Source organism: Flammeovirga kamogawensis, assembly GCF_018736065.1.
Taxonomy (GTDB): Bacteria; Bacteroidota; Bacteroidia; order Cytophagales; family Flammeovirgaceae; genus Flammeovirga; species Flammeovirga kamogawensis.
Map to the genome: position 1 here is coordinate 3,611,260 of NZ_CP076128.1, position 14,296 is coordinate 3,625,555.

The following is a 14,296-nucleotide window of genomic DNA, read 5'->3' on the forward strand; positions in this document are numbered from 1 at the left end:
TTCTCATAATCATGGGCTGATATTAGTGTAAATTTCTATTTTGATGAGGTTTGTAACTCATTTCCGAAGGTAGTTATCAATTTATAAGCACCTTTAAACCCGGAAAGGGGAAGAGGCTGATCGTCATTTATATCATGATAATGTGGCCAAGAAGCTCCCATTAAATAGAAAAAGAAGCTAGGAACTCCATTTTCAGAAAAATAATAATGATCTGAATTAGCAGCTTTCCCCCTTTTTTTTATTTCTGGTAGGTATTTGTTTTGATCATTAATTGAGGTTAGAAGTTGATATTGCTTTGTAAATACAGCTCCATTTACTGCCATCATACCTTCTTCACCGCTACCAAATAGGTCTAGGTTTATTAAAAAATCAATCTTATCTAAAGGAAAAAAGGGATGCTCAACATAATGTCTTGATCCTATCAAACCAGCTTCTTCTGCTCCAAATGCAATAAATACAATAGAGTAGTCTGGATTGGTAGATTTATAATACTTAGCAATCTCTAGTAAAAGAGCAACCCCAGAGGCGTTATCATTTGCTCCTGGAAAATAAATTTGCTTTCCTATGCTACCCAAATGATCATAATGAGCAGTAAAAACTAAATATTTATCAGGGTGCGTTTTTCCTTTAATATAAGAAATGACGTTTTGAGAGGTATATTCTTCATAAAATTTTGGTTGAATTGAAAAAGATATTTTTTCGATATCTGCAGGAAGTTTTTCACGTAAAATATAAAACCTTGGTTGTGGAACTTGCCAACGAGCAATACTGAAAGTTAATTTATCAAATAATACAATTGATGCTTGTGCTTGTAAGATTTTAGTCATTAATGCTCTATCCCAAGTAATCCTATTTTTTTCATCTTCTTGATCATAGATTACAATTTTGTTTGAAAGGTCTACCTTTAAAAATTCTGCTAAAGCATCATCTTTATTAAAAACATCTGAAGGAATATAATAAACGTCTCCCTCAGCTTTGCCTGTACCAGAGTCTGTCGCAGGAAGAAAATCTACACCAACTTTAAGAAAACTATCATTAATTTTTAAAGAGATATTAGTAGGGAAGGTATTTACAGGCATTTCAAAATTCTGTATGTAACCTTTGTCTGGATATGGGTTTAAGCCAATATCTTTGAATTCTTGTGTAATAAATGCAGCTGCTTTCTTGTCGCCATTAAAAGTATATCCACGGCCTCGCATATTTTTAGCACACAAAGTTTTTATGTTTTTTTCTACTGCTTTCATGTCTTGTGCTATACAAGAAATTGAAATGTTGAAAATCAGTAAATTAAAATAGATTATGATTGATGTTGTTTTCCCCACGAATCTTTTGCTTTAAGATTATATTTTTGATAGCTTGATAAAACAAATTACAAATTGCTATTGTTTTTTATGTATAACTAGCCATTTGATTTAGAACCAAATTACTACTCAAAAACACAAAACACAATTTTAAACACACACATACACATACCAAACTAAACACATGATTCAAGAAAGTATAGAAACACAAAAAATGATTGCCGAATCTGTCAAACAGTTCGGAGAAAAGAACATCGCCCCCTACAGAGATCAATGGGATGATGATGAACATTTTCCTATTGAAGTTTTTCATCAATTAGGAGAGCTCGGTTTAATGGGAATTCTTGTACCAGAAGAGTATGGAGGAACAGGATTAGGTTATCACGAGTATGTAGAAGCAATTTCGGGTTTGGCTTATTTTGATCCAGGTATTGCCTTGTCTATGGCGGCACACAACTCTTTGTGCACAAACCATATTCTAATGTTTGGTACAGAAGAACAAAAGCAAAGATGGTTACCAAAACTGGCTTCAGGTGAGTGGATAGGAGCTTGGGGATTGACAGAACCTAACACTGGGTCTGATGCAGGTAATATGCTTACCGTTGCACATAAAGATGGAGATGAATGGATTTTAAATGGCTCTAAAAACTTTATTACACACGGGAAAAGTGGTAATGTAGCCGTAGTTATGGCTAGAACAGGAGATAAAGGAGATAAACATGCAATGACTGCTTTTGTAGTTGAGCGTGGTACACCTGGTTTTTCTGGAGGGAGAAAAGAACGTAAATTAGGTATGCGTACATCAGAAACTACAGAAATGATCTTTCAAGATTGTAGAGTTTCTGAAGCTAATATCTTAGGAGAAGTTGGTGAAGGGTTTGTACAGGCTTTAAAAATTCTTGATGGAGGTCGAATTTCTATTGCAGCTCTAGGTTATGGAATAGCTAAAGGAGCATTAAAGTGTGCTTTAGAATACTCTCAAGAGCGTAAACAATTCGGGAAATCAATTTCTTCTTTTCAAGGAATATCGTTCAAACTTGCAGATATGGCTACTCAGGTAGAGGCTTCAAGATTACTGATTAAGGAATCGATAATAAAAAAAGAAAGAGGAGAAAATATTAATAAAGCTTCTGCAATGGCAAAATATTATGCTTCTGAAGTTGCTGTGAAATGTGCAGATGAAGCTGTTCAAATTTTTGGAGGATATGGTTTTACTAAAGATTATCCAGTAGAAAAATATTATAGAGATGCCAAGCTTTGTACAATTGGCGAAGGAACATCAAATATTCAAAAACTAGTGATTAGTCGATGTTTATTAGATGAATAAAAAGCAAAAGGGAATCAATCGGATAAAGATTGATTCCCTTTTTGGTATTATAGACTATCACAGCATCCTGTTAATAGAAATAAGTATCGTCTTTTGGCATAACAAATGCCATTACTAAGTAAATAAGACCTGGTGAGCCAAGACCAAAAAAGAAACTGACTACAAAGCCTAAACGAATTATTGTAGGGTCTATATTAAAGTATTTTGCAATACCGCTACATACTCCAGAAAAGACCGCATTTGATGTTGATTTTACTAATTTTTTAGACATGTTAATGATGTTAATTGTTTTTATTTGACACTTATTTACATATACGTTTTCTCTAAAGAAAAGATACATTTTATGTGTAAAAATTTACTAATTGTTGAGTAAATCAATTAATCGGATTATAATCTCTTTTAAATTTACAAAAAAGTATAGGCATAAAAAAAACCTTTAGAATTCGTTCTAAAGGTTTTTAGCAGAGAGTGAGGGATTCGAACCCCCGGTACCTCGCGGTACAATAGTTTTCAAGACTACCGCATTCGACCACTCTGCCAACTCTCTGTGAGTGATTACGTGTGCAAATATGCATGGTTGGATTTTAAATTCCAACATTTTGATTAATAAAAAATACAAATAAAATTAAATAACTTTATCTGAATTCTTCAGGCGGATTTGACTCTGTCCAAAGTTGAGCTTCTTCAATAGTTGTATTGATTTGAAAACCAATAAGTAATATCATAGCAATAATAAAAATCCATCCCATTAACCCCATAATTGCTCCAAGAGATCCATATAGAATATCATAAGAATTAAATGTATCTAAGTACAATCCAAATAGTAATGATACCACAATTGATAGTGTTGTAGCTACCACAGAACCTGGATTAAAGATTCTTTTCTTCATTACCTCGCTAGGTGCAAACCTAAATATGAGAGATACATTGAAGAAGAAAATAAGAACAATTAAGAGTACTCTTAAGGTAAGTAAACTGTAAATAGTGAATTCATTATTTAAGAACCCTATATCATGTAAATGTTCTAATAAATGCTTGCCGGATATTAAAATAAAAGAAGAAATAAATAATGTGACTAAAAAAAGTAGAGTGAGGTTTAATGCTACTCTAAATTGTTTAAATAAGCTTCTTTTATCTTCTAAATGATAGCAACTATTAAATGCATTCATTAGCGTTCTCATGCCAGTAGTAGCAACATAAGTAGCACCTACAAAACCAAATGATAATAAACCACCTCTAGACCTTCCACTAAGATCAAGTATTGGACCTTCAATAGCTTGATACACATATTGTGGGAGCATTTCTTCTCTAAATATTTTAAACATGATATCTACTTGATCATTTGGTATGTATGAAAGTAGTGTTGAGAAAAATATAATAAAGGGTAACATTGCTAGACTAAAACTGTACGCAATTGCCTGACTTCTTTGTAAAAGATCGTTCTGATCTACGCGTGCAATTAAAGCCTTGCTAAAAACATAGAAGGAAACTTCGGTATGCGGAACTCTACTATTTGATAAATAATGGATTACCTTTTTATATAAATCATTATTCTCAATTGTAGTTTTGATCTTCTTTTTTGCCAAACTTATTTATTTAATCTTCAAAGTAGGACGCTATTGCTTCCATAAAGTTTTTAGGAGCTCTACAAGGTTTGTAAGTCTCCTTTTTCATGAAAGCCAACTTTGTTTTACCTGTATTTAGTAATTCGCCATCTTGATTAAATAATTCATACTCGAATAATAACTTAACAGAAGGTTTTTCAGTTAATGTGGTTCGAATTGTAATTAGATCATCATATTTAGCAGGTTTAATATACTTAGAGAAGTTCTCTAAGACAGGTAACATTACTCCTTCTGCTTCCATTTGTTTATAACTCATTCCTAAAGAGCGAAGAGCTTCAGTTCTTCCTATCTCATAAAATTTTGCATAATGACCGTAATAGACAAATCCCATCTGATCGGTATCTGCATAGTTAATACGTATTTGTGTTTCTCGTGTTAACATATAAAATAATGAGTTAATGTAATTAAGTATCAGCTTTAGCTAAAATAACTTTTTCTGTATACTCGCCACAAAGATACGATGATAAACTTTTCGTTGAGGCGATTTTAGTCATAAAAAAATCGTCTCTAAGTAAACCTAGAGACGATTATATTTAATTTGCTACAATATTATTGAGCAAAGAAATCTTTCATTCTTGAAAAGAAGTTTTTACTCTTCTCTTTTTTGTGCTCTTGCGTAGGTAAGAAATTCTTAGACTCCTTTAATTTCTTAAGAAGATCTTTTTCTTCTCCAGATAATTTGGTTGGAGTGTATACAGAAACATGGATGAGTTGATCTCCAACGCCATAACCATTGATATCTCTGATACCTTTGCCTCTTAAACGAAGTACTTTACCGCTTTGAGTACCAGCATCAATAGGAACTTTTACATTACCATTTAATGTTGGGATTTCTACAGTTGTACCTAAAGCAGCATCCATAAAGCTTAAGTGTAATTCAAAATGAATATTTTCACCATCTCTATGTAACTGTTCGTCTTCAATAGCTTCAATTACAATGAGTAAATCACCTGCAACTCCACCACCTTTAGGCATATTACCTTTACCACGCATAGATAATTGCATACCATCATCAACTCCTGGAGGGATATTGATAGCAACTTCTTCTTCAGTATACAAACGACCTTCACCGTGGCAGCTTTCACATTTGTTTTTGATGATTTTACCTTCACCATTACAAGATGGACAAGTAGTATTAGATACCATCTGACCAAGCATTGTGTTAACTACTTTTTGTACCTGGCCACTACCGTGACATTGTTGACATGTGTCTAAGTCTGTACCATTTTTAGCTCCTGTACCATTACATGGTTCACAAGAATTATAACGCTTGATACGTACTTTTTTCTCAACCCCTTTGGCCATTTCCTGAAGGTTGAGCTTTAATTTGATGCGTAGGTTAGAGCCTTTTCTTTGACGTCTACCTCCGCCGCCTCCACCACCGAAGAAGTCGCCGAATGGGCTACCACCTCCGCCGCCGAAGATATCACCGAAGTGAGAGAATATGTCATCCATATTCATTCCACCTCCGCCACCAAATCCGCCAGAACCATCAAAAGCTTGATGTCCGAAACGGTCATATTTAGCACGTTTATCATCATCCCCTAGGATTTCGTAAGCTTCAGCTGCTTCTTTAAACTTCTCTTCAGCTTCCTTATCATCAGGGTTTTTATCTGGGTGAAATTTAATTGCTACTTTTCTGTATGCTTTCTTAATTTCACCACTTGATGCGTCTCTTTCTACGCCGAGTACTTCGTAATAATCTGCCTTAGACATAATTAATTATAAGTTATTGACCGACTACTACTTTAGCGTAGCGGATTACTTTATCATTTAACGTATAGCCTTTTTCTACTACGTCAACAATTTTACCTTTTAAATCTTCAGTTGGAGCAGGTATTTGAGTAATAGCATCATGGTAATCTGTATTTAATGGTTTACCAGTAGCATCCTCCATTTGTTTAACACCTTGTCCTTCTAAAGTTTTAAGCATTTTATCTTTAATCATTACAATACCGTCAACAACAGGTTTAACCTCAGGGCTGTCAGACTTTGTATTTGCAATTGCTCTTTCAAGATCGTCAACAGTAGGGATAATTGCAGAAAGAACTTTTTCACTTGCAGTTTTTTGTAAGTCAAGTTTTTCTTTTGCAGTACGTCTACGGAAGTTGTCGAACTCAGAATATAAACGAAGGTATTTATCCTTCATTTCTGCTAATTCCTTAGCTAATTTTTCAGTTTCAGAAAGTTCTACGCCATCATTATCAGAAGTAGAATTTTCATTTTCTTTATTTGCAGAATTTGTAGCTTCAGTTTGATCGTCAGTTACTTTTTCTTCTTTATTATCGATATTATCGTTTCCTTTATTTTCTGTCATTATAGTATTTTTTTGTGTCAAAAATATACGTTACGTAACTTTTCAACAATTTTGCCAATGCAAATATACAAGTCAAAATGTCCTTTTTCACTGTCATTAGTATTTATTGTGGCTGACAAGGTGTCTTATCTTGGCAGTTAACTTACTAATAACTTGAAAGATAGCTGATGTAAATTATATATTTAGAGACAAAAGGAGACCAATAACTTGATAGAATTACTGAGTGTTTAACTCTGAAACTGCCAACCAAGCCATAAGTCCAACACCAATTTTTAAAGCACTTTCATCAATATCAAAAGTTGGAGTGTGCACACTAGATACAATACCTTTTTCTTCGTTTCTCGTTCCTAATCTATAAAAACATGCGTCCATCTCTTGAGAATAATAAGCGAAATCTTCAGCTGCTAACCATAAATCAAGATCAACAACATTTTCTTCTCCTAGATATTCAATTGCAGCAGCTTTATTTCTTTTAGTAAGTTCTGGTTCGTTTACTAAGAACGGATATCCTTTGCAGATATTCATATCAACAGACCCACCCATTGCTTCAGCAATGCCTTCTGCCATTTTTGTTATTTTCTCATGTGCTTCTGCTCTCCATTCTTCGTTCATTGTACGGAATGTACCTTGTACTTTCACTTCGTTTGGAATAACATTAGTAGCACCAATTGCTCTTACATCGCCAAAAGATAAAACAGATGGGATTTTTGGAGAAGCATATCTACTTACAATCTGTTGTAAAGCAATAATAATATGAGAAGTAATTACTACTGGATCAATATTTTTTTCTGGCATTGCAGCATGCCCACCTTTACCTTTTACTGTAAAGTAAATTTCATCTGCAGAAGCCATATACATACCTTCTCTGAATCCAACTTTTCCTGCATCAATAAAAGGCATTACATGCTGACCAATAATTTTAGTTGGGGCAGGGTTTTGTAATGCACCGTCTTTAATCATTAATGATGCTCCACCTGGTAATTTTTCTTCACCTGGCTGGAAAATTAATTTAATAGTACCTTCAAATTGATCTGTCAGTTTAGAAAGTACCTGTGCAACTCCTAAAAGAGATGTTGTATGAACATCATGCCCACAAGCATGCATTACACCTTCATTTTTTGATTTGTAAGGAACGTCATTCGCTTCAATAATTGGTAAAGCATCCATATCTGCACGTAGTGCTATAGTTTTTTTATCAGGATTCTTACCTTTAATTAATGCAACAATACCTGTTTCTGCAACACCTTCTTGAGGTTCTAAACCATAACTTCTTAATTTATTTGCAACAAACTTAGCTGTCTCAAATTCTTGGTAGGATAACTCTGGATTAGCATGTAAATGATGTCTATTTGCTACAATTTCATCAATGTTTGTTGTAACAGCTTCTTTAATGCGTTCTTTTAAACTCATGACTTTTTCCGATTAATGTTTGTTGTTTGTGAAAGTTATGCCTTCCTCTAAATAAAATGTTATTACAAAAATACGAAGAATGATTAGAAATATTTATCTACGTGTGTTTTTAACGGCATTTCGAGAAGGTATAATTGAAGCAAGTACTGTAATTGTAGTTACTGTAAGACAGATAATGACAAAGTCTTGCCAACGTGTTTCTACAGGGTAAGCATCAAGAATACCATTGTTAGCACCTGTACTAATCCACTTTAATTTTTCTTGAGCGATGCAAAATATATAGCCGGAAAGTAATCCGAAAATAGCTCCAGAAATAGCGACAAGACTTCCTTCAAATAAGAAAATTTTTCTAATCATTCCGTCTGTTGCTCCCATAGATTTAATGATATTCATGTCATGCCCTTTTTCAATAGAAAGCATTGCAAGGGCAAAGAAGACATTAAACGAAGCAATACCTAGAATTAACGCGAACGTTCCGTAGGTAAAAAATTTTTCTATTTTTAGTGCTCTAAGAACTTGTGCTTGTTGCTCTGGTCTAGTTTTTATGATAAACTTATCACCTAGAACTTCTTGCAATCTCTTTTTAACCTTTTCAGGACTAGAATGATCATCGGTTTTTATTTCTAAACCGGTTCTTAGCTTTCCATAGTTCAATAATGAATTGGCAAACCCTAGTGATACAATTACTGTAGATTGATCAAATTGAGGTTCTGCTACAAATACACCTCCTGCTTGGATGATTTTTTTATTGAATGCTTTTGAAGGGTCGAGTGATGCTTTTCCCTTTCTCTTAGGATACCAAAATTGTAAAGGGTGCATACTATCTCTTAATCTTAAACCAAGTTCTTGATACACCCCAGAGCCTACTAATGCATAACGTGTATCATTATTATATAGCGTGTTAGTACCTAAAACAACGGTAGTATCAATATGTGTTTGTTGAATAAAGTTTTCGCTAACCCCTTTCATTGTAACAACCTTTTGTTTGTTGTTGTAGAGTATTAAAACTTTATCCTCAATTATTTCTGTAATAGCCTGAACCCCTTCAACCTCTTCTATCTGATCTCTTAAAGACCAAGTATATGGAAAAGATTTACCTTCTTTTATCTCAATTTTTAATTCTGGGTTATGGCGATTGAACATACCTGTTAGTGTTCTTTCCATGCCGTTAAACAACGAAAGTACAATAACCAAAGCAGCAGTACCAAAACCAACACCTATCATGGCTATGTTAGAAAGGGTCTGAATAAAGTTCTGTCTGATGAACTTCTCAGCCATACCTTTGTATGTTTTTCTAATCTTTTTAGGAGAGAAGGTGAAAAGAACACCAATTGCTTTCCCAATAAAGACTATAACTCCAAATGTCATCTGTACCACCAAAACAATAAGCATTAATGATATGCTTTTTATATTTCTCTGTGATAAGAAATACCGTTTGGCAACAAAGAAAGGAAATCTCGAATTTGACATTTACATTTTTATTAGAAGTTATCACTGTTAATTTTGTGATCAGATTTATACATCAACAAAATTACTTTTAAAAAGATAAAGTGATAATCATTTATATCTTGGCACAAAGTTAATGTTCGATATGAGATCTCAATATTTTTGTGAGATTAAGTTTTAATGATTTAAACAGATTCATCATATTTTTATGATTTATATAAGCTGTGACTCTCTTTTTACTATTTTAAAAGAGGATTTATCATTAAAAAGTACCCTAATTAGTTTTACTGCAACTAGAGATGTTAAATTAATTAGAGCAGAAATCTGCATTAAATAAGGAATAGGTTAGCTACTACTTTTAATAAGTATAATGAAAATATATATACTGTTTTTACTTATTTGTCTTTTTCAGATAAATAAAGTTGATGCACAGACGTCTAAATCATTTTGGAAATTTGCTGATAAAGGTGAATATGAAAAAATAGAAAAGAAGTTAATTAAAGAATCCGATGAGTTAGATGGTAATGCAGTCTTAAACTATTTATGGGGGCTTTACTATGTGGAAAATAGCTTCAAATATAATTTAGATTCTTCTTATTTACACTTGCAAGAAGCAAAATTAAATTGGGAGAATGCTAATGAACAAACGCATGCTTTATGGGTAAAAAGCTATGTTCATATAGATTCTATTAGTTATTGGCTTAATAGGGTAGAAAAAATTGCTTTTGAAGAATCGATGTCTTCTTTTAAAGTGAGTGATTTTAATGATTATATCAAAAAATATCCAGAAGCTACTTATATACCTAGAGCAATAGAGTTAAAGGATAGTTTAAGTTTTGAAATTGCTAAAGAAGAACATAGTTATAAATCATATCAAGAATTTATAAAGAACCATCCAGAAGCAAAACAGAGGGATTTAGCACAAGAACAATATGAGATTTTGGTTTATCATTCAAAAACAAAAGATGCTGATGAACATGCTTTAAATCGTTTTTTACTTGAACATCCAAACAATAAATTTAAGAGTAAAGTAGAGGGACAAATTTATGAGTTACGCACAGAAAATAAATCAAAAAGTGACTATTTAAATTTTATAAGAGATTACCCAAATAGTAGTAAAATAGATGCTGCAATCACTCATTTGTGGTATTCTTCTGATAATAAAGATAGTATTTTTATCAATTACCCAACTTGGAAAAGTATTTCATATTATCAATCACTCACTCTAGCCGAAAAACATACTATTTATCCAATTATTCAAGATGGTAAAGTATCATTTATGAATAATAAAGGGGAGGTAGTTTTAAATGATGAATTTCTCAAAGCAAAGAAAATATACAATTGTAATGGAGTACAAACACCTTATATTGAAGCAGAAAAAGAATCGGGATACGGAGTAATTGATAGAAAAGGAAAAGTATTAATTCCATTTGAATATGAGAGTATTTCCTTTTTACCTGAAGGGTTGGCAGTTGTAAAAAAACAGGGTAAATATGGTATTTATGCTTTAAATGAAGAACAATGGATTCCTTGTATGTATGATCAGATTATGCAGATTAGTAATCGATTATTTGGTGTTAGAATAAAAAATAGGTGGGGAATAATCTCTGCAGATGGAGTTCAGAAATTTCCGGTAGAGGCAGGTCAGTTGATTAAAATTGCAGAGAATACGCTTTTGATAATGAAAAAAGGGAGGTGGAATTACTTTTCTGAAGATGCTATTTTTAATGAACAAATTAATACTGCTGATAGTGTATTTAAATACGAATCTTATAAAAGTTTAGAAGATCAATGGTTTTCCTTAAAAGAAGAAGGAAAGTGGGCCGTTTATTCTCCTAATGGAGAAAAGTGGACAGATAATTACGATTTAATTAAAGATGCTCCCTATAAGCAAGGTTGGTTAACACAGAACGATACTTTATGGCAACTACTTAATTATGATAACAAATTAAAAATTGATTCTCTTCTTCTTCCTGTTGTAAAAGAACAAGGAGTGATTTCTAGGTGGAAAGGTAAATGGCAGGCATATTCATGGTCTGGTGATAGCCTAGGAAATTACGTTGCAGATACTATTGCGTTTGATGGTAATACTATTGTAGCCTCGAAAGGAGGGATAGATCATTTATACTTTAAAAATGGAGGAGATTTATTATTAAAGTCGTATACAAATTGGCACATTCAAAAAATCCAAAGAGATTCTACTGAAGAAATATTTATTGGGGCAAAAAGCAAGAGGTATAAGAAGTTTGCTTTACTAAATGAAAAGGGAAATCAGATCATGACATCTCAATTTACAGACTTAACTGTAACACCAAATGGTTTTGTTATTGCAAAATATGGAAATTGGTATTATTTGTATACAACGAAAGGAAAACGATTTTTTCAAGAAGGGTATTCTAATATCTATTATGAAGGTGAAACTTTTGTTTTGAAAAAGAATGGTAAATACGGGTTATATATTCCAAAAACCAATCAGAAAATAGCACCTCAATTTGATAGTAAATTAATTAAATCTACCATTAAAAAAGATGGAGTTCCACAATGGTTAGGAAGTAAAAAAGGGAAAAAAGGATTATTTTCTTTTACAGATCATTCAACAGCAAAGTTTTATTATGAAGCTATCATTTTATTTGATAGTACATCTGTATTTATAAGAGAAGATAATATGTGGAAACTCTTAGATATAGAAAAAAATGATATCGCCTTAGTTTGTGATAATTATAAAATAAAATCTTCAGAAGATGGTTTTACTTGGATTTTATATCAAAAAAATGAACAATATGGTGCGTACTCAATTAAATATGGAAATGTGATTTATCCCGAGTTTCTATCAATACAAAATATTGGTTCTAGGGAAGAACCTCTTTTTTTAGCAAAGCAGTTTATTAAGCAAGCAAAATTATATATTTTACTTTATATAAATGAGCAAGGAAATGTTGTATATCAATCATTTTTAAATGAAAGTGAATTTAATCTTGTGGATTGTTATTGATTAAATATAATTGGGAAAAGAGCTATTGAAGTTACAAAACACTAAAGATATGTTAAATAATTCTTAAGAGTTCTTTATAATACTGCTTCTTGAATTTAATCATTGTTTTAAAAGGGTAGAATTTCATAAAATAGCATCACAATTGAACGAGGAAATTAATTGTATGATAAAAATATATATCGTCTTAGAGATTAACTAAACTATCAAGCACTATTAGAAATAGGTATTTATGTAGCTATTTTTTACTAGTAAATAGAAAAATTCTTACGATTAGAAGTTTGTCAGTAACTGTTTACAAATTAGAATATGAAAAAGAAATTATTACTTCTCCTAATGACCTTAAGCTTAGGTATGCTAGTAGGAGTATCGCCGGCTTTAGCGAGTGGAGGAGGACATCCTGAAGCGGCCCCATGGAGTGTTATTCCATTTGCTACACTTTTGATAATGATTGCTACAGGACCTCTTTTTTACGAGAAGTTTTGGCATCATAATTATCCAAAAGTTGCAGTAGGTTTAGCAGGTGCAGTAGTGTTATATTATATTTTCGGGTTACACAATACACATGCTCCAATCCACGCATTTTTCGAATATTTTCAGTTTATAGCTTTACTATCGGGGCTTTATATTGCATCTGGTGGTATTATGATTAATGTAGATAAAAAAGGGACACCTTTAGTAAATACATTACTTTTAGCTTTTGGAGCTGTAATAGCAAATATTATCGGAACAACTGGTGCTTCAATGCTTCTTGTTAGACCATTTATGCGTCTAAATCAAGAGAGAATTCAACCTTACCATATTGTATTTTTCATATTTATTGTAAGTAATGTTGGTGGAGCATTAACTCCAATTGGAGATCCTCCGCTATTTTTAGGTTTTCTTAAAGGAGTGCCTTTTGAGTGGACACTTGTACATAGTTTACCTATGTGGGCTTTCACTATAACTTTATTATGTATTGTATTTTTCTTTGCTGATAAACGATTTATTAATAAAAGAAACCTACTGTTTGATGAAGAGGAAGGCAAGAAAGAATATACAAATAAGATAACAATTACGGGTAGTAAGAACTTTGCTTGGTTAGCAGTATTAGTTGGAGCAGTTTTCTTAGACCCTTCAAAAATTGGATGGCTTCCTGGTATTCTACAAACTCATGATGGCTTTTCTATTGGCTTCTTAGCAGATTTAGAGCATCATAAAGGAGCAACGCTATTTTCTTTCATTAGAGAGGTAATTATGCTTACTGTTGCATACCTATCATTTAAGCTTGCAGATCAAAAGGCCATTCAAGGTAATGAGTTTAATTTTGAACCAATTAGAGAAGTAGCCTTTATATTTATTGGTATTTTTGGAACGATGATGCCAGCCTTAGAATTAGTGGCCAATTTTGCTAAATCTCCAGAAGGAGCTGCATTAATTAACCACAACTCTTTGTATTGGGCAACAGGAGCATTATCTGGAATATTAGATAACGCACCAACATACCTTAATTTCTTAACAGCTGCAATGGCTTCTAAAGGAGCGGATATAGGTGTTGTTAGTGATGTAATTGATTTTACGAATGGTATTGTACAAGGAGCTCCAAACCATGAATCTGTTTTAGAATTGACAGCAATATCTGTTGCAGCAGTATTCTTTGGTGCAATGACGTATATAGGAAATGGACCAAACTTTATGGTAAAATCAATTGCTGAGCAATCAGGTGTTGAAATGCCTTCTTTCTTTGGTTACATTTTAAGATTTTCACTACCAATATTATTAAGTATTTTAATAATAGTTTGGTTGGTATTCTTTGCTTTTGCAGTATAGTAAAAGCTCGATACTTTAAAACCTCTCATAATTTATATTGTGAGAGGTTTTTTTATGCGTAAAAATTAATAG

The 14,296-nt window shown here is 32.5% G+C and carries 11 protein-coding genes and 1 tRNA gene; 3 read left to right on the forward strand and 9 right to left on the reverse strand.

Features of this window, described 5'->3' with window-relative positions; all coding sequences use genetic code 11:
- Positions 1-35 precede the first annotated feature (35 nt).
- Positions 36-1,244, reverse strand: coding sequence for a M28 family metallopeptidase (locus tag KM029_RS14535; protein WP_144073945.1), 1,209 nt, complete (start codon positions 1,242-1,244; stop codon positions 36-38).
- A gap of 241 nt (positions 1,245-1,485) precedes the next feature.
- Between KM029_RS14535 and KM029_RS14540 the strand changes: the two genes are divergently transcribed.
- Positions 1,486-2,628, forward strand: coding sequence for an acyl-CoA dehydrogenase family protein (locus KM029_RS14540; protein WP_144073946.1), 1,143 nt, complete (start codon positions 1,486-1,488; stop codon positions 2,626-2,628).
- A 70-nt stretch (positions 2,629-2,698) separates the two neighbouring features.
- Here KM029_RS14540 and KM029_RS14545 read toward each other — a convergent pair whose 3' ends face one another.
- The 8 genes from KM029_RS14545 to KM029_RS14580 all read right to left on the reverse strand — a co-directional run bounded on the left by KM029_RS14545 (position 2,699) and on the right by KM029_RS14580 (position 9,450).
- Positions 2,699-2,899 carry a PspC domain-containing protein gene (locus tag KM029_RS14545; RefSeq protein WP_144073947.1) on the reverse strand — a complete coding sequence of 67 codons (201 nt, stop codon included), beginning with the start codon at positions 2,897-2,899 and terminating at the stop codon, positions 2,699-2,701.
- Positions 2,900-3,090: 191 nt separating this feature from the next.
- Positions 3,091-3,175: transfer RNA gene (locus tag KM029_RS14550), tRNA-Ser, on the reverse strand.
- 88 nt (positions 3,176-3,263) lie between these two features.
- Positions 3,264-4,214 carry a YihY/virulence factor BrkB family protein gene (locus KM029_RS14555; RefSeq protein WP_158631067.1) on the reverse strand — a complete coding sequence of 317 codons (951 nt, stop codon included), beginning with the start codon at positions 4,212-4,214 and terminating at the stop codon, positions 3,264-3,266.
- Between the two features lie 10 nt (positions 4,215-4,224).
- Complete coding sequence (locus tag KM029_RS14560; protein ID WP_144073949.1) at positions 4,225-4,635, reverse strand: acyl-CoA thioesterase; 411 nt, start codon at positions 4,633-4,635, stop codon at positions 4,225-4,227.
- A 167-nt stretch (positions 4,636-4,802) separates the two neighbouring features.
- Positions 4,803-5,969 carry a molecular chaperone DnaJ gene (gene dnaJ / locus KM029_RS14565; RefSeq protein WP_144073950.1) on the reverse strand — a complete coding sequence of 389 codons (1,167 nt, stop codon included), beginning with the start codon at positions 5,967-5,969 and terminating at the stop codon, positions 4,803-4,805.
- Positions 5,970-5,982: 13 nt separating this feature from the next.
- Positions 5,983-6,570, reverse strand: coding sequence for a nucleotide exchange factor GrpE (locus KM029_RS14570; RefSeq protein ID WP_144073951.1), 588 nt, complete (start codon positions 6,568-6,570; stop codon positions 5,983-5,985).
- 216 nt (positions 6,571-6,786) lie between these two features.
- Positions 6,787-7,980 (reverse strand): M20 metallopeptidase family protein, encoded by a 1,194-nt coding sequence (locus KM029_RS14575; protein WP_144073952.1) that lies wholly within the window; start codon positions 7,978-7,980, stop codon positions 6,787-6,789.
- Between the two features lie 93 nt (positions 7,981-8,073).
- Entirely contained in the window at positions 8,074-9,450 is a 1,377-nt protein-coding gene (locus KM029_RS14580) for an ABC transporter permease (RefSeq protein WP_144073953.1), read from the reverse strand.
- Between the two features lie 346 nt (positions 9,451-9,796).
- Here KM029_RS14580 and KM029_RS14585 point away from each other — a divergent pair, with 346 nt between their 5' ends.
- Together KM029_RS14585 and KM029_RS14590 are read left to right on the forward strand one after the other, a co-directional pair.
- On the forward strand, positions 9,797-12,418 hold the full coding sequence (locus tag KM029_RS14585) for a WG repeat-containing protein (protein WP_184679514.1): 2,622 nt from the start codon (positions 9,797-9,799) through the stop codon (positions 12,416-12,418).
- Between the two features lie 351 nt (positions 12,419-12,769).
- A complete protein-coding gene (locus KM029_RS14590) occupies positions 12,770-14,224 on the forward strand; it encodes a sodium:proton antiporter (RefSeq protein ID WP_240050343.1) in 1,455 nt (484 codons plus the stop codon).
- Positions 14,225-14,296: the final 72 nt, after the last annotated feature.